Here is a 21,392-nt window from a genome sequence, read left to right on the forward strand (position 1 = left end):
AGCAACCCCTCGCCCACCGACAAGTTGAAGCTTTTTTCCATTGTAGCGCAAACGCAATCCGATGTCTAATATGCAAGTTCTCCCGACTGTTTACAAGGACATTGGGGACGATGCCAGCTCTTCTGCCGGCAATTGCAGGGTGAAACCCGCTTCTTCCGTTTTCGGCTCCTCCTGTTCCAGCAGCGCCAGCTCGAGGACTTGCGATACCGCAGATACAGGAATGATTTCAATGCCCTTCATGTCGGCAAAAATAGATTGCCAGTTCTCTTCCGGGATCAGAACGCGTGTAGCCCCGGCCATACGTGCTGCTTCTACTTTCGCTACGACACCACCCACCGGCTTTACCTTTCCGTGAATGCTTACCTCACCCGTCATGGCAAGGAGATTGTCGACAGGCACTTCCTTGATAGCCGAGCAGATCGCTGTCGCGATGGCAATGCCAGCGGATGGCCCATCTACAGGAACACCGCCAGGAAAATTGATGTGCAGGTCGTAATCATAGGATCGAATACCCATGCGCTGCAACACGGTCAAAACGTTCTCGATGGAGCCCTTCGCCATCGATTTACGACGGATGGTGCGACTGCGTCCACCCATCTCCTCTTCTTCGGCCATTCCCGTCATGGCGACTTTTCCCTGCCCTGACAGGACAGCCGGTGTTGCCGTGACCTCCAGCTCCATCACACTTCCCATATTCGGTCCGTAGACGGCAAGGCCATTGACCAGACCAACCTGAGGCTGATCATGAACCTGTTTTTCCATACGCGGCGACTTCTGGCTGCTGTGCACGACCCACTCTACATCCGAAGCGTGAATCTCTTTCCGCTCTTCCGTCAAGGCGATACCAGCTGCAATCTGCAAGGTATTGATCGCTTCACGTCCATTCGTCGCGTAGCGCTCGATGACCGAAACAGCATCATCGTCAATGGTCATCTCCATCTTGGGCACAGCAGTCCGCACGATGCTGCCAACCTCTCCAGCCTTCAACGGTCGGAAGAAGATCTCCAGACAACGCGAGCGCAACGCAGCAGGCAATTCATCCGGCAAGCGAGTCGTCGCTCCTACGAGACGAAAATCAGCAGGAAGTCCGTATTTGAACACATCGTGAATATGGGACGGTATCTGCGTATTCTCTTCGCTGTAGTACGCGCTTTCCAGCATGACTTTGCGATCTTCCAGTACTTTTAGCAGCTTATTCATTTGTACAGGATGAAGCTCTCCGATCTCATCGAGAAAAAGCATGCCACCATGCGCTTTGGTGACAGCTCCCGGCTTGGGTTGAGGAACTCCCGCCTGACCGAGCGATCCTGCTCCCTGATAAATCGGGTCATGAACAGATCCAATCAGCGGATCGGCAATTCCGCGTTCATCAAAGCGAGCGATAGTGGCATCAATCTCAATAAACTTGGCGTCTGCTTTGAACGGAGACATCGTGTTCTTCTTCGCTTCTTCCAGTACTACGCGGGCTGCCGCTGTCTTTCCAACACCCGGAGGACCGTAAATAATCACGTGTTGCGGATTGGGCCCACAAAGCGCGGCACGCAGGGCTCGCAAACCATCCTGCTGACCAACGATCTCATCCATCGTGGCGGGTCTTGTTTTTTCCGAGAGCGGTTCGGTCAAAGCAATCATTCTCAAACGACGTAGCGAATCCAAATCCTTACGCGAGTCTTTTTCTGTCGAGCTCTTCGCATTCCGCTGAGTACGGAGCAAATTCCAAAAATACGTACCGATCACGATCCCGACAATCACTTCAATAACGGCAATGACTAACGTTGTATAGTCCACCTGCTGTCCCTCCCATGCAATACTGGCAGCCATTCATCCCAGGAAACGTCTCTTGAACTATACCAAGTAGTATTACCCCGTACAGGATGACATAAACCAAGCTTCCTGTTACTCCCAGCGTGCTTAAGACTTTCGCTAATTTCTTCTTTTTACTCTCACCAGCTTTTGGGTTAGTCCAGCAGACAGCTGCTTTGGACGCGGTTTCGTTTTTTTCACGGAGTCGGGCAGTGAATCCCCAAGGCGGGCAGCCCAAGAAGCTGGAGCGTTTTCTCCTGTTTCCTGCCATCACAACGGTTGGATCAACATGACCATTATTCCTCATGAGACTCCCCTCGAGGCTTATTCAAGAAGAAATACATCGGGATGTGTTGCTCTTAGAAGTTTATACTTTCCGATACTGTAAAAAAGCTATCCCTCGTCAACGACTTGGGATAGCCTTTTATCATTTCATATGTTTACGCTGTTTCCGAACGAGCTTCCTGACCTTCTTTGGTCATCAGCTGGGGCTTCACTTTGTCGCGAACGGTCTCTTCCGTGATGACGCATTTGCTCACGTCTTCACGCGATGGCAGTTCGTACATCATGTCCAGCATGATTTGCTCGATAATGGCACGCAGACCGCGCGCTCCCGTATTGCGTTTGATCGCTTCTTTCGCGATTTGCAGCAGGGCGCCCGCATCGAACTCCAGCTCTACGCCATCGAGGCTCAACAGCTTTTGATACTGCTTCACCAGGGAGTTCTTTGGTTCAGTCAGAATGCGAATCAGCGTATCCTCATCCAGCGGCTCCAGTGTAGCCAGAACTGGCAAACGACCGACAAATTCCGGAATCAGTCCAAAGCGAAGCAAGTCTTCTGGCAATACGTATTTCAAGTATTCGCCAGCTTTCAGATCGCCTTTGATGCCTTCGTTCGTATCGCTGCCAAAACCGATGACCTTTTTACCAAGACGCCGCTTGATGATTTGTTCGATGCCATCGAAGGCACCGCCACAAATAAACAAGATGTTGGAGGTATCGATCTGGATAAATTCTTGATGTGGATGCTTGCGTCCACCTTGTGGTGGAACACTTGCAACCGTTCCTTCCAAAATTTTCAGCAGAGCTTGCTGTACGCCTTCACCGGAAACATCGCGGGTAATCGACGGGTTTTCCGACTTGCGGGCAACCTTGTCGATCTCATCGATGTAAATAATGCCTTTTTCGGCCTTCTCGACATCGTAATCGGCTGCCTGGATCAGCTTCAGCAGGATGTTCTCCACGTCTTCACCCACGTAGCCAGCCTCCGTCAGGGAAGTAGCGTCTGCAATGGCGAAAGGTACGTTGAGAATACGAGCGAGTGTTTGCGCAAGCAACGTCTTCCCGCTACCAGTAGGTCCGATCAGCATGATGTTGGATTTTTGCAGTTCAACATCCTCGATCTTCGCACCGGAATTAATCCGCTTATAGTGGTTATAAACCGCTACCGACAGAGATTTTTTCGCCAGATCCTGTCCAATCACGTAATCGTCCAGGATTTTGCGGATTTCAATCGGCTTTGGAATTTCTTTCATGTCTACTTCTTCTTCAGTCCCCAGCTCTTCCTGAACAATCTCATTGCACAGTTCGATACACTCGTCACAAATGTAGACACCAGGACCAGCTACCAGCTTGCGCACCTGTTCCTGGGACTTGCCGCAGAAGGAACACTTCAGTTGGCCTTTGTCGTCATTAAACTTAAACATGCGCGTCACCTCACAACAGGTCAGTTTTTGCGTTCAATAATTGCGTCGATCAATCCATAGGCCTTGGCTTCTTCAGCACTCATAAAATTGTCACGATCCGTGTCCGCTTCCACACGCTCGTATGGCTGCCCTGTCCGTTCTGACAAAATTTGATTCAGTTGGCGCTTTGTCTTCAAAATCCAGTCAGCGTGAATACGAATGTCTTCTGCCTGACCGCGCACGCCTCCCAGCGGTTGATGAATCATCACTTCGCTGTTTGGCAACGCAAAGCGTTTTCCTTTTGCGCCAGCCGCCAACAGGAAAGCTCCCATGCTAGCAGCCATGCCTACACAAATGGTAGAAACATCCGGCTTGATGAATTGCATCGTGTCGTAAATACCCATTCCGGCCGTAACCGAGCCTCCGGGCGAGTTTATGTATAGGGAAATATCTTTGTCCGGATCTTCTGCCTGCAAAAACAGGAGTTGGGCGACTACAAGATTGGCTACATCATCATCAATCTCGGTCCCCAAAAGGATGATCCGGTCTTTCAAGAGGCGGGAGTAAATATCGTAGGAGCGTTCACCTCTGCTCGTTTGCTCAATAACCATAGGGATCAGCATATGTATGTTCCTCCTTTGCACAAAAGGATTACCCAGTTGGAAAAACAAGGCACGAACGAATCGTGCCTTGTTATCCGCTAAAGCCAGAAGCGAGGCGTAGCCTGACCACTGGCTATTCTTGCGTTCTTCTAAGTTTATGCACTTACTTTGTTTTCTGCAACCAGGAAATCGACGGTTTTGCGAGTTTGCACATCACGCTCGAGAGCAGCCAAGCCGTCTTGAGCAGAGAAGATTTTACGCAGCTCATCAGCAGGGCGGCCATATACGGAAGCCAGCTTGTTCAGCTCTTCGTTTACATCTTCTTCTGTTACTGTGATGTTTTCTGCTTTACCGATCGCTTCCAATGTCAGGGAAGTGCGCACGCGGGATGTTGCATCTGCACGCAGTTGATCGCGCAATTGGCTTTCATCCATACCGGAGAATTGGTAGTACAGCTCCAGTGTCATACCTTGGTATTGGAGGCGTTGACCAAATTCGTTCACCATTTGATCCAGCTCATGCTCAACCATAACTGCTGGCAGGTCGATTTCTGCATTTTCAGCAGCTTTCAACACGAGTTGTTCGCGAATGTACTGGTCTTTTTCTTGAGCTGTTTTTTCTTCCAGCTTGGTTTTCGTGTCGGCTTTCAGCTCTTCCAGCGTATCGAACTCGCTCACGTCTTTGGCGAATTCATCGTCCAAAGCAGGCAGGTTTTTGCGCTTCAGGCCATTCAGCTTCACTTTGAATACCGCTTCTTTACCAGCGAGGTTAGGAGAATGATATTCTTCTGGGAATGTTACAGTGATCTCTTTTTCCTCACCAACGGACATGCCTACTACTTGCTCTTCAAAGCCGGCGATGAAAGTGCCAGTGCCAAGCTCAAGCGCATAGTCTTCTGCTTTTCCGCCTTCGAATGCAACGCCGTCTTGGAAGCCTTCGAAATCGATGACCGCTTGGTCGCCGTTTTCAGCTGTGCCTTCTTCGATGGTAACCAGCTCAGCATGACGCTCTTGCATGCGCTTCAGTTCTGCATCCAGCGTTTCATCTGTTACGATGAATTCCTTAGGCTCGATGCTCAGGTTTTTGTAGTCACCCAGCTTCACTTCAGGCTTCACGGTTACAGTTGCTTTGAAGATCAGATTTTTGCCTTGTTCCATTTGCTCTACGTCTACTTCCGGACGGTCAACCGGCTCGATGCCAGCTTCGCGAACAGCCTGTCCGTATGCATTTGGCAAGAGGAGATCCAGCGCATCTTGATACAGAGATTCTACGCCAAAGCGCGCTTCAAACATCTTGCGTGGAACTTTTCCTTTGCGGAATCCTGGAACTTGTACTTTTTGTACTACTTTTTTAAACGCTTGGTCCAATGCTGCGTCTACTTGCGAAGCATCTACTTCAACCGTCAGGACTCCCTGGTTATTCTCTACCTTTTCCCAATTTGCTGCCACGTAAACTTCCCCTCCTAGATTGGATCAAAGAAAACACCGCCAGTCATGCAATACTCCATTGCAGACTTGGGCGATCATATTCTAGCCATTATAACCATTCTAGTATAGCATAAATCTTTTCATTTTCAACAAGGCCCTCATTCAGCGTCGAAGAGAATAGCTTCCACCCAACGAAGAAACCGAATTGCCTTGATAGTCATAGTAGGAAACCGTTACTTCGACCGTCTTTTCGGTAGTCCCATCCTGCTCCAAAACAGCGTAGGTAGGGACATCAAAGCCGCGGGGCATCTGCAAGCTGCCTGGATTGAGGAAGAGAACGTCCCGCACGACCCCGCACACTGGAATATGGGAGTGTCCAAACACAACGATATTGGCCCCCGTCTCTTCTGCGCGGTAGGTAAGGCGCAGCAAGGAGCTTTTTACGCCGTACAGGTGTCCATGTGTCTGCAGGATATTCAAGTCTTTCCACCGGGTCTGCTCCTCTGACGGTACCGCTTTTGTGGTGTCGCAGTTTCCTCTCACCAGGATCATCTGGGAGAAAGGCTCCCTCTGATGATCGACACAAAAATCTCCGCAGTGCAGGATTTTGTCTACCTTATGTCTTCCAACGACCTGCTGTACCTCGCGAACGAGACCGTGGGTGTCGCTCATCACCAGAATTGCCATCTCTCCCACTCTCCTGCCTCTCTATATCCCTATTGTTTGTTCTTCTGAATGACTTCCAGCAATTGCTGCATCGCCATCGCCCGGTGACTGATCTGATTTTTCTCTTCTGCGCTGAGCTCGGCCATTCGCTTATCCATCGCGGGCAGATAAAACACCGGATCGTACCCGAAGCCGTTCGTACCCGCTGCTTCTCTGGCAATGGTCCCCTCACAGGAGCCAGTCGCGATCAGCGGTTCCTGCCCTGGCTCGACGAGTGCCAGGGTGCAGCGAAAACGCGCTGTCCGCTTTTCATCCGGGACGTCTGTCAGCTCTTGCAGCAGCTTTTTCCAGTTGGCCTCGTCTGTTGCATCTTCCCCGGCATAGCGGGCTGAATACACGCCTGGTCCACCGTCCAGAGCATCTACCTCCAGGCCAGAATCATCGCCTACTGCAGGCAGGTTCAAATATGTAGAAATAGTGACTGCTTTTTTGATGGCGTTAGCTTCAAAAGTATCCCCGTCCTCGACGACTTCAGGAACATCCTCGAACTCTGCCAGACTGATGCCTTCCCATCCCAGCTGCGCAAACAGTTTATTGAATTCTCTTACCTTGCCCTGATTGCGCGTCGCGAGGACGATGCGTTTGGGCTCAGACATTTTTTTCACCCACCAGTGTCTCTTCTTTATTCTGATCGTTTGCTTCAAACGGCAGCATCACATGAGACAAGGCCTGCTTTTGATTGTCGATCAAGGTTTCGATCCCGGTCTTCGCGAGGGCGAGCATCTCATGCAATTGCTCGGGTGAAAACGGAGCATCTTCTCCGGTACCTTGCAGCTCCACGAATTTGCCTGTTCCGGTCATCACAACGTTCATGTCGACAGTGGCGGTGGAGTCTTCCTTGTAGTTCAAATCCAGAACGGTATGTTCGCCGACTACCCCGACAGAGGTCGCAGCCAAGAAATCATGGAGTGGAATCTGTTTCCATACTCCGTTCTCTACGAGCTTGTGCATCGCATCGACCATCGCCACGTAAGCACCTGTAATCGAAGCGGTTCTCGTACCTCCGTCTGCCTGGATCACATCGCAATCCAGCCAGATTGTACGCTCGCCCATCGCTTCCAGATGGACAACAGAACGCAGTGCGCGACCGATCAAACGCTGGATCTCCATCGTCCGGCCACCCACTTTTCCTTTGGACGATTCACGTGGATTCCGTGTCGCGGTGGCTCTTGGGAGCATGGAATACTCGGCTGTAATCCATCCCTTGCCTCCGTTGCGCATGAATGGCGGTACTCGATCCTCGATTGTCGCCGTGCATATTACCTTGGTGTCGCCGATCTCGATCAGACATGATCCCTCTGCATGCTTGATGTAATTGCGCGTAATCGTTACTGGGCGCAATTGGTCATTCGCGCGGCCATCTACTCTCATTTCAAGTTCCCCCTACATGCTTTCATACTTTGTTCATTATACCAAACGCAGGAAACGGTCTGCCACTAAACATGAGCCCGTACCTGTATTTGAGACTATTGCTAATATTCGAATCGCTGGCAAAACCTAAAAAAAGAAGATCTTGCGGAGCTTTTTCACAAACGCACGTATGAAGTAGCCGCGCTCAGCCTAGCAGTCGAAGGATTTGCTTTTTTGTTGACCAGCTTTTCCCCATCCATTACCATAACCGCCTTGTTCTACGCGCTCTCGACGGTAGCTGGCGGCATGGGCAATGCTTGTCTGCGCACCTTGATCATGCAGCACGTTCATCATAGGAACCAAGGTCGATTCTTTGCGATGGAAGGGACGCTTTCCAATGTCCTGCTCGGACTATCCATGCTGGCCGGCGGCTGGCTCTTGACCTTTGCCGAACCACGAATCGTGGGATTTGCCGCAGGTGCTTTTGTGACACTTTCCTCCCTTTGGATCGGTCGAACCATCTGGCATGCTGCAAAAGCCGAAAAGAAGAAAACCACGCTCTCTCAAAAGAGCGTGGCGGAGCCAGACAGTTTGCTTTAAAAACGAATCGGGTTGACGTGAAGCGGACGAGCGACTGGCTTGGAGAAATCGTGGGCTTCACTGGTGAGCGGCTTGCCTTCAACCAAAAGCTGAACCTGCTTCGCTCCCGTGCTTTCGGTGAGGGAAAGCACGAGCGACTCCAGTGCGTCTGGATTGGCATCCTTGCCCTCGTCGTATTTGAGGATGTCGCTACTCAGATTGACCGTGATCAGATCCTTATCCTGCTTCACATCCAGCACGCGCGTTGTTCGGAGGAGAGAACTGAACAGCTGGGAATCTTGTTTGGGTCCTTTAATCAGCTCTTCTACCGTTGCTTTCGCCACATTTTGCGTTGTAGGAATCAGGCGTGTCACCGGAACAAAATACGTACGGGCATCATCCAATTGCCCCTGGAAGTAGACGGTGACTGCAGAGGTGCTGCCTGGAATCGCTCCATCTGCAAGCTCAAGGTTGACACCGAGATTGCGATCCAGCTGGTTAATAGGTGTGCTCGCTACAGGCATTTCTTTGAGCGGAGTCCCATTCACCCAGATCTGTACTGTCTTCACATTGCCAAACTCGGTCAAGACACGCGTGACCGCATCCAGGATCTTCTTTTCATCCTTTTCTTCATACGTTTTAAACTCTTTGGAAAAGTCAACCGTAGCAACACCGTTTTTGATCAGAAGTCCCTTTACTTCTGTTCCTTGCGGCAGTACAGCGGAGAAACCGCCTTGCAGCAAGGTTTCTACAGGACCTCCCTTGACCATGTAGCTGAGGGCTTGCTTGGCGAGCCCTTCTACCTTTGGCAGCGTGAGAGATACAGGAACGACATAGCCATTTGCATCGAGCAGGTAAACGGTACGCTCTGCTGTACCCTGCTCCACTGCCTCAGGCTGCTCAAGCGAACCTTCCTCTGTCACATCAGGCACTTCTACGGCCACTTCTGACAGTGGAGGTGCGTCGATGCTACTCACTTCCTTTTCCGGGCCAAAGAGACCGCAGCCCGAAAGCAGCACAGCACTAACTCCCAGCACGGCCGTCATTTTGCCGATGCGTTGCATTCTCATCTCATCCAGCCTCCTCCAAACACTTTGTACTACCATGTATACGAGCAGGGCTTGTGTTTATGCGTGGAATGTCTGGACGAAGTGCGAGATGAGTCAAAAGTTGGCGTTACGACTGTACGGTTTTGACAAGAGAATGATGCTCGACCGCGACCTGCGTGCCCAGCCACTCTTCGGCAATCTCTCGGAACATGTCGGCATCTCCGCTGGTCACAAACAAATGATCTGGCCCTTTTTCACCAGATCTGGATATGGGCGCTCTATTCTTTGACCCGATATGCACCGCCAGCTCACGGGCTGTCTCCTCGGCCGAGCTGATCAATCGCACCTGATCTCCCATGACTTCCTGAATAATCGGAGCGAGCAGAGGATAATGGGTGCATCCCAAGATCAACGTATCCAATTCCTCTCGCAGCAAAGGCTTCAGCGTTTCCTGCACCACGCGACGGGCTTCTTCTGTGTGTGCCAAGTGTGTCTCCACCAGCGGTACGAACGCAGGACAGGCCAAGCCGCAGACGTGCAAGTCGGGTTGGAGCCGCAGCAGAGCCCGAGTGTAAGCCTGTGTGCGAATGGTCGTCTCTGTACCGATGACGCCGATTCTTCGGTTTCGTGTGGCTTGGACAGCTGCTCTCGCTCCAGGTTCGATCACACCGATCACAGGGAGTTTGAGCGTGGCTTGTGCCTCTTCCAGCACAACCGCCGTAGCTGTATTACAGGCTATGACCAGTGCTTTTAGTGGCGTATGTGCAACAAAATCTATCATCTGAAAGCTGTAGGATCGTATTTCCTCCGGCGTTTTGGAGCCGTAGGGACAACGCGCATTATCGCCTACGTACAAAATCCTTTCATTTGGGAACTGCTGCATGACTTCCTTGGCTACCGTAAGTCCTCCAACTCCTGAATCAATGACAGCAATCGCTTGTTCTTTATGCATGCATGGTGTCTCCCCTGTTGTAGTGAATATTGTACAGCATACCACTTCCTGCATTTGTGCTACTACCATATGCGGGCTTGAAATTTCTTGCACTCCGCGAATGCCGCACCTTCTCTAGGCGATTATCATACGTTGAAGAGGAGATGCGCATCTGTAGGAGGGACTCAGTAGTGGAACAACAAACACGCAACCTGATGGACTGGAGTCAGTGGGGACGTCAATGGATCGAAAATTTACGCAAAAACAGCACGCTCAACCGCGAACTGGAGCGCCATTTGCACAAATTTGACGAATCGTTCACCCAAATCGGAAAAAAGGCCTCTCGCATGGATCGGGCTAACAAAGATGTGGAACTCCCTACCTTGATTATTCAAGCTGAGAAGGTGCAGGAACAGTTTCATCAATTTTTACGTCTGGTCCAGCAGTATGACCAGGATGCTGCTGAGCTACAACCCATCACTCATCTTCCGGCACAGGAGCACGTGGAAGCAGTGTGGGAACAAGCTGCGGATCAGCCTGCATTCGAGCCTGAGCCTGTTCGCGATACAGGTCCACCTCCTACCCCTGCTCCTGCGCGAGAGCCAGAACGAGTCCCAGTAGCAAGACCTGTTGCGGTCGGTCGACATTCATTGCCGCCTTTGCCGTATACGTACGACGCCCTGGAGCCCTACATCGATGCGGAAACCATGCGTATCCATCACGAGAAGCTGCACAAAAAATATGTAGACGACCTCAATACGGCCGAGCGAAAGCTGGCAGAGTCCCGCGAAAAAAATGATTTTGAGCTGATCCGCCACTGGGAACGGGAGCTGGCGTTCAATGGTGCAGGGCATTATTTGCACACGCTGTTCTGGCCTACGATGAGCCCGAATGGCGGCGGCGAACCGTCAGGCGATCTGGCGGACTCCATCAACCGATACTTCGGCTCCTATTCAGCTTTTCAAAAGCAATTTACCCAAGCAGCTGCCAAAGTAGAGGGTCCTGGTTGGGCCATTCTCGTCTGGTCTCCCCGCTCACAGCACCTCGAGATTTTGACAGCAGAAAAGCATCAGAACCTGTCACAATGGGATGTCATTCCTCTCTTGCCGCTAGACGTCTGGGAACACTCGTATTTTCTCAAGTATAAAGAAAAACGACCCGACTATATCGAGGCGTGGTGGAAGCTCGTCAACTGGCCCTATGTGGAAGAGCGCTTTCAACAAGCGCGCAAGCTGCGTTGGCAGCCGTATTGAACATGGGACGAAACAAACAAGCACCCCCTTATCCAACCGAACCTGTCGGCGAAGAGGGGGCTTGTCTGGATTCGTTGCTCTATTCTTTTAGGGCGGCAAATTCACCAAGCCTGTGAACGACGTGGCAAGTGCACAGAATCCCGTTGAAAAAGAGCTCTGTCACCATATTCTCGTTCGGAGCGTGATTGGCTTCATCATTCAGGCCCTCTCCCCCATACCCGCTATGAAAGCCACATATATTGAACGTTGGCTCCATCGCCAGCTTTCGGTAATAAGTTTCCCCGTCCATCTGCAAATCGCTGAGTCCGAGCTGTGTCTGAACCTGCTCGGAATCAAACGGCATGAGCTGCAAAAGCTCCCGATCGAGTACGGATGGCTCCCGAATGCGATCGTAATAGCCCTCAATCAGGACTTTCCCCGTTTCATCCCGCATCGTCCGTAATAAATCGATCAGCTTCCATGCAGGATTGGGCACGACATTCCCCATATTGCCGGAGTGATGGTCCCACTTCGCTCCAGTAACTGTCATCTCGATGCCCAGGATGCCCCTGACCCCCAATTCCACGGATGGTCGCCCGCTTGCATGCATGGGGCCGTCAGACGTATAGACGAGATCGCATGCCAATTTGGTTGCATGCTGCGCAACAAAGGAATCGAGATGCTCACTTCCGCTTTCCTCTTCCCCGTCAAACACAAATTTCACATTGATCGGCAGTTCCCCGACAACGTCGAGATACGTCTTGATCGCCAGCACCTGTGCCATCAGCTGCCCTTTGTTGTCACCAACTCCGCGACAATAAATTCTCCCGTCCCGAATCGTAGGCTCAAATGGCGGAGATACCCATTCTTCCAATGGCTCCGGAGGCTGCACATCATAGTGACCATAGATGAGCAGGGTAAAGGCCTCAGGGTCCCGCATCACCTCTCCATACACAACAGGTGCCCCTGGCGTTTCAATCAAGCTAGTGGAAATGCCGCTCTCTTCCATAAGGGTTTGAAGCAGCTCTGCGCACTCCCTCACCCCCTCATTTCGAGGACTAATGCTCGGTTGCCGCAGGAGCGTGAACAATTTCTGCAAATACTGGTCTGTCCTCTCCTGAATGCACTTTTCTAGCCCCTCTATCACCAAGTCTGTCTCCCCCTTTCGTCATCCGAGAAGAAGCTGTCCCGCGATCGTGACATGAGCCTTGCCCGCTACCCGGATCACGGGTGTACATCGTGTATCCTTCCGGAGCATCCCAGGTAAAAAGATGAGTCGTTGTGATACTGTGCTTGCTGTTTAATTCAGCTAATTCAGCCAAAATTGGCTGTGCCTGATCAATGGCCTGCTGTGTACGAACAGGAACCAATAGGTGCATACTGCCCGTAGACGCCAGCTTCATCGGATATCGATCATCCAGATCCTGCGGCTGTATGCCGACCAGTCTCGCTACATCTGTGGGATTCACATCAATCTCCCTTACACTCGGACTGATCTGTGTCATGGTTACCTGCTCCAGCCTGCCCCCTTTCGTCTCCAGCGAAACAGGAATGAGTCCTACATTGGTCTCGAACACGATGCGTTCCGCTTTTTCCAGCCATCCATACTCTGTAGCCAATATCCAGGTGGAAGCTACTGTCGCATGCCCGCAGAATGGGATTTCGGTCGTCGGTGAAAAATAGCGAATGCGAAAATCGGCATCCGGATGACTGCTTGGTATCAGAAAAGCGGACTCTGGAAGGTTCAACTCATTGGCAATTTTCTGCATTTGCTGTACAGTCAATGTAGTGGCATCCGGAATCACCCCTGCTGGATTGCCAGCAAAAGCTTCACTCGTAAAAGCGTCCACATGGTACACAGGTAACCGATTCATATTTTTACCACTCCTTTTTTTCAGCACTTGTTCTCTATCATAAAACCAATAGAATTTTCTGTAAAATGAAGGCTTAACATGCTTAGCATGAACATTTCTTCATGGAAGGAGCACCCGGATGACCTTGTTTCAATTGGAGGTTCTCGTTGCAGTTGCAGAGCATGGACATGCCCTTTCCAGGGAAGAATCGATTATGCTGGAGCAGCTCTCCCGAGAGCCCTTCATCCTCCCTATGGCGGGATGTGAACGCCTGATCCAGTCAACCTGCCAAGCATTGGGATTAGTCTGCTCAGCCCTATCGATAAGGATGTGTCTGTTTTCGTGAAAAAGAGATTCCCCTACTGGTCGGCCATAACCATACTTGGTTGTCTCGGAGTAGGCGTAACTGCTTCCTCCGCTACCCTGCTGACTGTGATAAATCAAAGCTTTCTGTTCAGTCTCTTCCTGTTGATCGCAGGCGGTCTGGCAGCTGTCGTCCGCTCCGGCTTCTTCAGCGTGTTTGCCGCAGGCTTCCGCCAGCTCAAGCAAATGTTCTTCCGCAAGCCACGCGTGCTCGACGAGGATCTATATCAGACGGATGATCCTTCCTTTCAATCAAAAAAAGAGACGTTCTTCCAAAGAGGAACGTCCCTTTTGATCGAAGCAGGCCTGTCACTAGCCTTATTCTCAATCGGTCTCACGATCACCTACTATCTAAAATAGAAATCTAGGCATCCAGCAGGTGGCAGGCTACCCAGTGCCCAGGCATGGCTTCCTTCCAGACCGGCTCTTCCACAGCGCAGCGCTCTGTCGCTGCCTGACAGCGGGTACGAAATCCGCATCCGCTCGGTTTGTTGGCCGGGCTGGGCAAGTCGCCTTGCAGGACGATCCGTTCTCTCTTGATCGTCGGATCAGGCACTGGCACTGATGAAAGCAGTGCCTGGGTATACGGGTGAAGCGGCTCTTTGTACAGCTCGCCGCTTGGCGCCAGTTCTACCATTTTCCCTAAATACATCACGCCAATTCGGTTGGAGATGTGCTTGACCATTGAGAGGTCATGGGCAATAAACAGGTAGGTAAGTCCCCGTTCCTTCTGCAAATCCTCCAGCAGATTAACTACCTGAGCCTGAATGGACACATCCAGTGCGGAGATCGGCTCGTCGGCTATAATGAATTCGGGTTCAACAGCGAGCGCCCGAGCGATCCCGATCCGCTGGCGCTGTCCACCACTAAATTCGTGTGGATACCGCTGCGCATGATCTTTGTGCAGTCCTACCAGCTGCAAGAGCTCCGCGACCCGCTCCCGCCGCTTCCCCCGACCCAGGCCGTGGATATCCAACCCCTCTGCCACAATATCTTCGACTGTCATCCGCGGATTGAGACTTGCCTGCGGGTCCTGGAAGATCATTTGCACATCGCGATTGAATTGGTTGATTTCTTTTCCCCGAAGCTGATGGACATTCTTCCCCTTGAACAACACTTCACCGTCCGTATTTTCGTACAGGCGGATAATCGTGCGCCCAAGAGTGGATTTGCCGCAGCCACTCTCCCCTACCAAGCCTAACGTCTCACCCTTTTTTATGGAAAAAGAGACGCCGTCTACCGCCTTCAGTTCGAAATCGGCTGAAATCGAAAAGTATTTTTTCAAATCACGCACTTCCAACAATGTTTCACTCATTATGCCTGCCTCCCTGCTGCCACCAATTCTTCGATGCGCGGCGCCCGTTCGTCATGGAGCCAGCACGCTGCTTCATGCCCTTGACCAAACGAAGTAGTCGGAGGCATTTGCTGCTTGCAGATTTCCATCGCGAAATCGCAGCGTGCTGCAAAAGCGCAGCCGACTGGCGGGTTGAACAAATCGGGAGGGGTACCCTCGATCGGGACCAGCCGTTGCTTTTCCTCCTCGTCGAGGCGCGGCAATGAGCGCATCAAGCCCCACGTATAGGGATGCTTCGGATTGGCGAAGACATCCTCTACCGTTCCCGTCTCGACCACCATTCCTGCGTACATCACAACCATCCGGTGTGCGATCTCTGCCACGACGCCCAGGTCATGCGTGATGATCACAACGGAAAGCTGCTGCTCTTCCTGGAGTCTCTTCAGCAAGTCCAGGATTTGTGCCTGGATCGTCACATCCAAGGCAGTTGTCGGCTCATCAGCAATCACCAGCTTGGGATCACAGGCGAGCGCAATGGCAATCACGACGCGCTGACGCATGCCTCCGCTGAACTGATGCGGGTACTGATCGACGCGCTGTTCCGGGTCGGGGATGCCGACGAGTCGCAGCATCTCGATAGCCCGTTTGCGCGCTTCTTCCCGAGATACTTTTTGACTGCGGACAAATCCTTCTACAATCTGGGCGCCAACCTTCATCGTCGGGTTCAAGGCAGTCATCGGGTCCTGAAAGACCATTCCGATCTGTGTTCCACGAATCCCCAGCAGCTCATTCTTATGCAGGCTGCTGATTTCTGTCCCTTCGAATACGACCTTGCCGCCGACAATGCGACCAGGAGGATTCGGGATCAGGCCCATGATCGCCTGTGCTGTTACACTTTTGCCGCAGCCGCTCTCACCGACGATCGCGACTGTCTCCCCCTTGTCGACATGAAACGATACGCCGCGTACCGCCTGCACTTCTCCGCCATACGTCTTAAAATTCACCTTCAAGTTGTCTATGGTAAGCAGATGCTGATTCATCTTGTCATCCTCCCTTCTCTCTAATCCCGCAGACGTGGGTCTAGTGCGTCTTGCAAGCCGTCACCAAAAACGTTGAACGCAAACATCGTCAGCGAAATCATCAGTCCCGGGAAGAAGAGTCTCCACCAGTCACCGGTCAGGATCACACCCATGGCATCATTCGTCATCGTTCCCCAGCTGGCATCAGGCGCTTGTACACCCAGCCCCAAAAAGCTGAGGAAAGATTCGGCGAAGATCGCAGACGGGATCGTAAAGGTCAGGTTGACAATGATCACCCCAAACGTATTGGGGATCAAGTGCTTCAGCAGGATACGGGAAAACTTCGCCCCGAGCACCTGTGCCGCCATGATGAACTCCTGGTTTTTCAACTGCAGGATTTGACCGCGAACGAGACGTGCCATTCCTACCCAGCCCGTCGCGGACAAGGCGATAATAATGGTCAGAATGCCTGGTTCCATCACGACCATCAACAGAATGACCACCAAGAGATACGGCAATCCGTACAAAATCTCAATGATCCTCATGATGATGTTGTCGATGCGGTCTCCTTTTTTCCCTCTTCCCGCCATGTATCCGGCGATTCCACCTACCGTTACGCCGATAACCAAATCGATCAGTGCCGCCACTACGCCGATCGTCAGGGAGATCCTGGCCCCAAACCAAGTGCGGGCGAACATGTCGCGCCCGAGCTCATCCGTACCGAACCAATGCTCTGCCGATAATTCCTTATTACGATCCAGCAGGCTTTGGTCGGAATGGCTATAGGGTACCAGCGAAGGTCCGATGATGGCCATCACGACGAGAAACAGGATAATAAAGAACCCTAGCATCGCCAATTTATTCTTTACCAATTTTCTGACCACTTGCTGCCAATTGCTAAGACTGGGCCTGGTGATGCCTACGGCCTGCACATCTTTGGTCAACGGGCGAAATAGCGGGTCGATTCTTTCCTCTGTCGCCACACTTATCCCTCCTTCTTGGTGAGCCTGATCCGCGGATCAATCAGACTGTACGCGATGTCGATCAAAAAGATCGTCACAATCAAGATCGCACTGTAGAAAATAGTCGTCCCCAAAATGACTGGGTAATCCCGATTGAAAATGCCATCGACAAAGTACTTTCCGATGCCTGGAATGGCAAAGATCTTCTCCACCACGAAGGTTCCAGTAATCAAAGATGCGATCAAAGGCCCCAAAAATGTGATGACAGGCAGGATCGCATTGCGAATACCGTGCTTGATCACGATGAGAACAGTAGGAATTCCTTTGGCTTCGGCGGTGCGGATATAGTTCTGATTCATCACTTCGATCATGCTCGCACGCATATAGCGCGTGATGATTGCGATCGGTCCAAATGCCAAAGCAAGGGAAGGCAAGACTGTGTGCATCCAAGTCCCCCAGGTAGCAACAGGAAAAAGAGGAAACTTAATGGCCAGAAAGTTGATCAACAGCGGCGCCATGATAAAGCTGGGAACGGCTACTCCCAATACGGCCAAGGCCATAGCGACGTAATCCAGCGTCCGATTGCGGTTCAGTGCCGCAATAATGCCAAACAGAATACCGAATACCACTGCGATGGATATCGCTTGTCCGCCCAACCAGGCCGAAGCTCCGAATCCGTCCGCGATCATGTCATTCACACTGCGGGAATCGGACTTGATCGATGGGCCGAGGTCGAGGAAGACCAGGTTTTTCAGATACATCAGGTACTGTACGGGCAACGGCTCGTCCAAATGGTATTTGGCACGCAAATTGGCGAGGATTTGCTCAGGCAGCTGATCGGATTCAGATGCAAACGGGTTGCCAGGGATGGCATGCATCAAAGAAAATGTCAGCGTCACGATGATCCACAGGGTCACCAGCATCATCAGGACGCGTTTCACTAAATAGTTGGTCATGGAAGCCCTCCTTGTTTACTTGGCAAGTTCATAGATGGATTGGGCATAGATGGCCATCGCACGCATCAGATCCTCGATCTCGATGTACTCGTCCGTCTGATGGGCCGTTGATTCCTTGCCCGGGAAGAGCGGCCCGAATGCTACACCGGACGGCATCATCTTGGCGTAGGTCGCCCCGCCAGAAGAAAGCAGCTCGGCTGGCAGACCTGTCTGCTCCTCATAAACACGCGACAGCGTTTGCACGACTTCATGGTCTTTGGGAACGTAATGCGACTTGGAGGAGCGTAGCTCCGAAATCGTCCAGCCCAATTCCGCTACCCTCTCCTCTAACCGCAGGATCCGTTCCTCTCGTGAAATGGTAGCCGGGTAGCGGATATTTAAACGTACGGTTGCGCCTTCCGACTGACTGTAACGCAGAATACCCGCATTTACCGTCAACGCGCCGGACACCCCATCCTCACAGGCCAGGTTGAGATTTTGCGCGTAAAAATCCTCATGCAAGATGTTCGCTAACAAGGAAAGGTAGGAAGCTGCGGCACCTTCAAACGGGAACTGCTGCAAAAAACAGGCAAGCGTCGTCCCCGCATTCTTTCCCACGTGGGGCTCCATGCCGTGGGCTGGTTTGCCTTTCAACGACAGGTGAAGATGCCCTGCCGAATCCATGCTAACCTGACCTGTTGTCGCTTGCTCCTCCAAAAAATGAGGCCATTGGGTCAGCATCTTCTCTAAGATCGTCGAGTCATCCGCCCGCACACTCGCTTTCGCCAGCTCAGGCACACTGTTTCCCTGATCTCCCGATACAAAGCTCAAAAGCTGTAATCCACCCTGAAATTCAGCTTGTCCGTCAGACGGAATCGTTAGAGTCGGATTGATCTGCCCTTTTTCTGCGTGAATCATGGGAAAGGTGGAATCCGGCGAAAAACCGATCTGCGGCAGGGAATCCTTTTCCATGAAATGACGCATGCACAGCCATCCGCTTTCCTCGTCTGTCCCGATGATGAAACGGACGCGCTTTGACAGTGGCAAGCCCGAGTCCTTCACGATATTCATGGCGTAGTAAGCAGCCAGCGCAGGTCCTTTATCGTCAAGAGCACCACGGGCATAAATCCTGCCATCCCGGATGCTTGGTTCAAACGGCGGAGTCGTCCAGCCTTCTCCGACCGTCACCACGTCAATGTGAACAAGAACGCCTATATCATCCTCGCCATCACCGTACTCGATCGTTCCGGCATAGCCGTCGAGATTCTTGGTCTCGTAGCCGTCTTCCTGCCCACGAGACAGCAGGTATTCCAGCGCTTGCGCCACGCCCCGACCAAACGGCTTGCCCTCTTCGGCAGTGGTCATGTCCTCGATACTGTTAATTGCTAGAAATGTGTGCAACTCCTCCAAAAAAGCATCCTGTCGCTGGCGTGCCTGCGCCTTCCAGTCATAGCTCATGACGATCTCCCCTTCCATTCCGTCGGTTTAGATAACGGAGAAACTCTTCTCCCTTAGAGGAAATTTTGCTGCCTTGTCTTCCTTTTCCTACCTGTATCAATTCATCATTTTGTAAAAGCTTCAAGCGATAGCGCAGCTGTTGTGAGGAAATCTCCATCCCTTGTGCCTGGAGCTGCTCTCCGAGAGCGTAACGGCCACTGCCCTCCTGCTTCAGCTCCTGCAAAACGGCCACCATTTCAGCTAAAAAGCCGCGCTGGCTGTACGCTTCATACAGCTGTTCACACACTGCCTCGCATTCATCGTGTTCGATCGAGCCGTTCTCTTGGTCTACCATGAAAGGCAATTGATAGACGTATCCTTCTTCTTCGACCACATGAGCCAGATATTCGATCACATTTTCCAGCTCCCGAATATTGCCTGGCCACTCGTATTCCTGCATCGCTTTCATCGCTTCTTTGGACAAGGTAAAAGGCGGTCTGCGCAAATCGTAGGCGTATCTGCGGATGAAGCGCTCCACGAGCCATGGTATATCCTCCTGCCTCTTACGCAAGGGCGGAAGATGGATAGGAAGAATGTTGAGCCTAAAGTACAGGTCCGCACGAAATGTACCTTCTTCGATCATCTGCTTCAAATCCTGGTTGGTCGCCGCAATGACGCGGATATCGGTAGGAATGACCTTGTTGCCGCCTACACGCATGATCTGCCGTTCCTGGAGTACACGCAGCAGACGGTTTTGGATGGCACCACTGGCGTCCCCGATCTCATCGAGAAAAATCGTCCCTTTGTGGGCAAGTTCGAACCAGCCGATATGCCCCCCTTTTCGCGCACCGGTAAATGCCCCTTCTTCGTAGCCGAACAGCTCGCTTTCCAAGAGCGATTCCGAGATGGCGGCAAAGTTGACCCCGACGAAAGGCTCCCGGCGGCGAGGCGAAGCATTGTGGATAGCTTGGGCGAGCAATTCCTTTCCTGTCCCGGTCTCTCCGAGCAGGAGTACAGTAGAGTTGCTTCTCGCAATCTTGCGGGCAATCTGCAGGACCTTTTGAAAGGAAGGGCTTTCCCCGTAGATGTCATCGAACTGGTATTTAGCCACCAGCCCTTTGTTGTAGAGGCGCATGCGGTAATCGTGCTCGAGCTTTTCGATCTCCACAGCTTGCCGGAACAAGAGCAAGCTCCCCAGAAAGCGCCCCTCCATGAAAATGTGGGTCTTGCGAAAAAAGTAGGTTTTGTTCGCCCAATCTACCAAAATATCCTCATTTTCCCCGCAGTCCATGAACAGCTCGTAAAAATCGGACGGCAGGCAGGCAAGAGACTTTTCCCCGACGATCTGGGCTCCATGCAGATTCAGAGAGTCGACGGCCTTCTGATTGACGAAGCGTATGATTTCTTCTTCATCGAAGGCGATCACGGCATCCTCGATACCATTGACGATGGCTTCCAGGTATTTGCTCAACAGATGAGCGTGCTGAATTTCGTTGTTTAGTTCCTTCGTGATAAAAAATAAGGACTGCAGCGTACGCATCGTCATTTTTTGAAAATTGTCGTTGTCAAAATGCGTGTAGATCGCAAGCCAGGTAGTCAGATCGATGACGCGAAAGCCGATATCGACGACTTTGCGGATATGCGGTGGCACATGCTCTGCTTCCCCTGGTGTTACGGCGATCTCGATATCTTTCGGATATTCCGCTCCAGGATAGTACGGATACAGGTCGAAATCCAGTCCGGCAGCGCGAATCAAATCAATGTTGTCCTGTGCTGTTTCTGGCGTGTCACTGACCAACAGTACCTTAACGCCTTTGGGAATCTCCAACATGCCGCGCAAATTTTGATAGGAGAACATCCGCTTGGCTACAATCATTTTGGTTCCTGGTGGCAAGTACGGCTCTACAAAGCTTTCAATCATCGAGGTAGATAGGACCACCAGCGAGCCTTCTGCTATCGGTCTGTAGGCAAGCTGATCCATGCGTATGCCTTCGATGTGAAAATCATCCGATACGCCTAGCTCCACGCACTGGCTGACCGCAGAATGCAGGAATTCATCCATCTTTGCGATAAAGGTAACTGTTTTTTTCTCCATTCCATTCGCTCCAAAAGGTAAAGTGAAGACAAGGGCAAACCGAGCTAGCC

Annotated in this window: 20 protein-coding genes and 1 pseudogene; 4 read left to right on the forward strand and 17 right to left on the reverse strand. The window is 51.7% G+C overall.

Annotated elements, in window-relative coordinates; translation table 11 throughout:
• Positions 1-90 precede the first annotated feature (90 nt).
• The 7 genes from lonB to rph all read right to left on the reverse strand — a co-directional run bounded on the left by lonB (position 91) and on the right by rph (position 7,614).
• On the reverse strand, positions 91-1,788 hold the full coding sequence (gene lonB / locus JZI27_RS10820) for an ATP-dependent protease LonB (protein WP_280207517.1): 1,698 nt from the start codon (positions 1,786-1,788) through the stop codon (positions 91-93).
• 455 nt (positions 1,789-2,243) lie between these two features.
• Complete coding sequence (gene clpX, locus JZI27_RS10825) at positions 2,244-3,509, reverse strand: ATP-dependent protease ATP-binding subunit ClpX (protein WP_251242958.1); 1,266 nt, start codon at positions 3,507-3,509, stop codon at positions 2,244-2,246.
• 20 nt (positions 3,510-3,529) lie between these two features.
• Positions 3,530-4,111, reverse strand: a complete 582-nt coding sequence (gene clpP, locus JZI27_RS10830) for an ATP-dependent Clp endopeptidase proteolytic subunit ClpP (protein ID WP_122910297.1) — start codon at positions 4,109-4,111, stop codon at positions 3,530-3,532.
• A 134-nt stretch (positions 4,112-4,245) separates the two neighbouring features.
• Positions 4,246-5,538 carry a trigger factor gene (gene tig, locus JZI27_RS10835; protein WP_280207518.1) on the reverse strand — a complete coding sequence of 431 codons (1,293 nt, stop codon included), beginning with the start codon at positions 5,536-5,538 and terminating at the stop codon, positions 4,246-4,248.
• A gap of 141 nt (positions 5,539-5,679) precedes the next feature.
• Positions 5,680-6,204: a metallophosphoesterase family protein gene (locus tag JZI27_RS10840; protein ID WP_122910295.1), complete on the reverse strand. Its 525-nt coding sequence runs from the start codon at positions 6,202-6,204 to the stop codon at positions 5,680-5,682.
• 29 nt (positions 6,205-6,233) lie between these two features.
• Positions 6,234-6,839, reverse strand: coding sequence for an XTP/dITP diphosphatase (locus JZI27_RS10845; protein WP_280207519.1), 606 nt, complete (start codon positions 6,837-6,839; stop codon positions 6,234-6,236).
• Complete coding sequence (gene rph / locus JZI27_RS10850; protein ID WP_122910293.1) at positions 6,832-7,614, reverse strand: ribonuclease PH; 783 nt, start codon at positions 7,612-7,614, stop codon at positions 6,832-6,834. Before rph ends, JZI27_RS10845 begins: the two co-directional genes overlap by 8 nt.
• Before the next feature lie 186 nt (positions 7,615-7,800).
• Between rph and JZI27_RS10855 the strand changes: the two are divergent.
• Positions 7,801-8,193: pseudogene (locus tag JZI27_RS10855) on the forward strand (hypothetical protein); the annotation flags it as partial.
• Here JZI27_RS10855 and JZI27_RS10860 read toward each other — a convergent pair.
• Both JZI27_RS10860 and racE read right to left on the reverse strand, forming a co-directional pair.
• A complete protein-coding gene (locus tag JZI27_RS10860) occupies positions 8,190-9,242 on the reverse strand; it encodes a GerMN domain-containing protein (RefSeq protein WP_122910291.1) in 1,053 nt (350 codons plus the stop codon). The pseudogene JZI27_RS10855 and the gene JZI27_RS10860 overlap by 4 nt on opposite strands.
• Positions 9,243-9,348: 106 nt before the next feature.
• On the reverse strand, positions 9,349-10,173 hold the full coding sequence (gene racE / locus JZI27_RS10865; protein ID WP_122910290.1) for a glutamate racemase: 825 nt from the start codon (positions 10,171-10,173) through the stop codon (positions 9,349-9,351).
• 170 nt (positions 10,174-10,343) lie between these two features.
• On the opposite strand from racE, the gene JZI27_RS10870 reads away from it, so the two are divergent.
• Positions 10,344-11,405: a superoxide dismutase gene (locus JZI27_RS10870; RefSeq protein WP_280207521.1), complete on the forward strand. Its 1,062-nt coding sequence runs from the start codon at positions 10,344-10,346 to the stop codon at positions 11,403-11,405.
• Positions 11,406-11,484: 79 nt separating this feature from the next.
• On the opposite strand, the gene JZI27_RS10875 is transcribed toward JZI27_RS10870, so the two are convergent.
• Both JZI27_RS10875 and JZI27_RS10880 read right to left on the reverse strand, forming a co-directional pair.
• Positions 11,485-12,426, reverse strand: a complete 942-nt coding sequence (locus JZI27_RS10875; protein ID WP_280207522.1) for a M20/M25/M40 family metallo-hydrolase — start codon at positions 12,424-12,426, stop codon at positions 11,485-11,487.
• Positions 12,427-12,442: 16 nt separating this feature from the next.
• On the reverse strand, positions 12,443-13,258 hold the full coding sequence (locus JZI27_RS10880; RefSeq protein ID WP_251242965.1) for a PhzF family phenazine biosynthesis protein: 816 nt from the start codon (positions 13,256-13,258) through the stop codon (positions 12,443-12,445).
• A gap of 118 nt (positions 13,259-13,376) precedes the next feature.
• On the opposite strand from JZI27_RS10880, the gene JZI27_RS10885 reads away from it, so the two are divergent.
• Both JZI27_RS10885 and JZI27_RS10890 read left to right on the forward strand, forming a co-directional pair.
• On the forward strand, positions 13,377-13,583 hold the full coding sequence (locus JZI27_RS10885; protein ID WP_280207523.1) for a type 2 periplasmic-binding domain-containing protein: 207 nt from the start codon (positions 13,377-13,379) through the stop codon (positions 13,581-13,583).
• On the forward strand, positions 13,580-13,960 hold the full coding sequence (locus JZI27_RS10890; RefSeq protein ID WP_122910287.1) for a DUF3899 domain-containing protein: 381 nt from the start codon (positions 13,580-13,582) through the stop codon (positions 13,958-13,960). Before JZI27_RS10885 ends, JZI27_RS10890 begins: the two co-directional genes overlap by 4 nt.
• 4 nt (positions 13,961-13,964) lie before the next feature.
• Here JZI27_RS10890 and JZI27_RS10895 read toward each other — a convergent pair whose 3' ends face one another.
• Genes JZI27_RS10895 through JZI27_RS10920 form a run of 6 tightly spaced genes read right to left on the reverse strand, consistent with a single transcriptional unit; the run spans position 13,965 to position 21,342 of the window.
• Positions 13,965-14,915: an ABC transporter ATP-binding protein gene (locus JZI27_RS10895; protein WP_251242968.1), complete on the reverse strand. Its 951-nt coding sequence runs from the start codon at positions 14,913-14,915 to the stop codon at positions 13,965-13,967.
• Entirely contained in the window at positions 14,915-15,934 is a 1,020-nt protein-coding gene (locus JZI27_RS10900; RefSeq protein WP_280207524.1) for an ABC transporter ATP-binding protein, read from the reverse strand. Before JZI27_RS10900 ends, JZI27_RS10895 begins: the two co-directional genes overlap by 1 nt.
• Positions 15,935-15,954: 20 nt before the next feature.
• Positions 15,955-16,878, reverse strand: a complete 924-nt coding sequence (locus tag JZI27_RS10905) for an ABC transporter permease (RefSeq protein ID WP_412850162.1) — start codon at positions 16,876-16,878, stop codon at positions 15,955-15,957.
• Positions 16,879-16,898: 20 nt separating this feature from the next.
• On the reverse strand, positions 16,899-17,831 hold the full coding sequence (locus JZI27_RS10910; RefSeq protein ID WP_122910283.1) for an ABC transporter permease: 933 nt from the start codon (positions 17,829-17,831) through the stop codon (positions 16,899-16,901).
• Between the two features lie 15 nt (positions 17,832-17,846).
• On the reverse strand, positions 17,847-19,268 hold the full coding sequence (pepV, locus tag JZI27_RS10915) for a dipeptidase PepV (protein ID WP_122910282.1): 1,422 nt from the start codon (positions 19,266-19,268) through the stop codon (positions 17,847-17,849).
• Entirely contained in the window at positions 19,258-21,342 is a 2,085-nt protein-coding gene (locus JZI27_RS10920; protein WP_122910281.1) for a sigma-54 interaction domain-containing protein, read from the reverse strand. The genes pepV and JZI27_RS10920 overlap by 11 nt, the downstream gene beginning before the upstream one ends.
• Positions 21,343-21,392: the final 50 nt, after the last annotated feature.

It is taken from the genome of Brevibacillus sp. AY1 (genome assembly GCF_029870785.1).
GTDB lineage: Bacteria > Bacillota > Bacilli > Brevibacillales > Brevibacillaceae > Brevibacillus > Brevibacillus invocatus.

Excerpts from the sequence above, each read along its gene's own strand:
- clpX (WP_251242958.1), bottom strand. The coding sequence starts at position 3,509 with ATGTTTAAGTTTAATGACGACAAAGGCCAACTGAAGTGTTCCTTCTGC.
- clpP (WP_122910297.1), bottom strand. The coding sequence starts at position 4,111 with ATGCTGATCCCTATGGTTATTGAGCAAACGAGCAGAGGTGAACGCTCC.
- JZI27_RS10840 (WP_122910295.1), bottom strand. The coding sequence starts at position 6,204 with ATGGCAATTCTGGTGATGAGCGACACCCACGGTCTCGTTCGCGAGGTA.
- JZI27_RS10845 (WP_280207519.1), bottom strand. The coding sequence starts at position 6,839 with ATGTCTGAGCCCAAACGCATCGTCCTCGCGACGCGCAATCAGGGCAAG.
- rph (WP_122910293.1), bottom strand. The coding sequence starts at position 7,614 with ATGAGAGTAGATGGCCGCGCGAATGACCAATTGCGCCCAGTAACGATT.
- JZI27_RS10860 (WP_122910291.1), bottom strand. The coding sequence starts at position 9,242 with ATGAGAATGCAACGCATCGGCAAAATGACGGCCGTGCTGGGAGTTAGT.
- racE (WP_122910290.1), bottom strand. The coding sequence starts at position 10,173 with ATGCATAAAGAACAAGCGATTGCTGTCATTGATTCAGGAGTTGGAGGA.
- JZI27_RS10880 (WP_251242965.1), bottom strand. The coding sequence starts at position 13,258 with ATGAATCGGTTACCTGTGTACCATGTGGACGCTTTTACGAGTGAAGCT.
- JZI27_RS10885 (WP_280207523.1), top strand. The coding sequence starts at position 13,377 with ATGACCTTGTTTCAATTGGAGGTTCTCGTTGCAGTTGCAGAGCATGGA.
- JZI27_RS10895 (WP_251242968.1), bottom strand. The coding sequence starts at position 14,915 with ATGAGTGAAACATTGTTGGAAGTGCGTGATTTGAAAAAATACTTTTCG.
- JZI27_RS10900 (WP_280207524.1), bottom strand. The coding sequence starts at position 15,934 with ATGAATCAGCATCTGCTTACCATAGACAACTTGAAGGTGAATTTTAAG.
- JZI27_RS10910 (WP_122910283.1), bottom strand. The coding sequence starts at position 17,831 with ATGACCAACTATTTAGTGAAACGCGTCCTGATGATGCTGGTGACCCTG.
- pepV (WP_122910282.1), bottom strand. The coding sequence starts at position 19,268 with ATGAGCTATGACTGGAAGGCGCAGGCACGCCAGCGACAGGATGCTTTT.
- JZI27_RS10920 (WP_122910281.1), bottom strand. The coding sequence starts at position 21,342 with ATGGAGAAAAAAACAGTTACCTTTATCGCAAAGATGGATGAATTCCTG.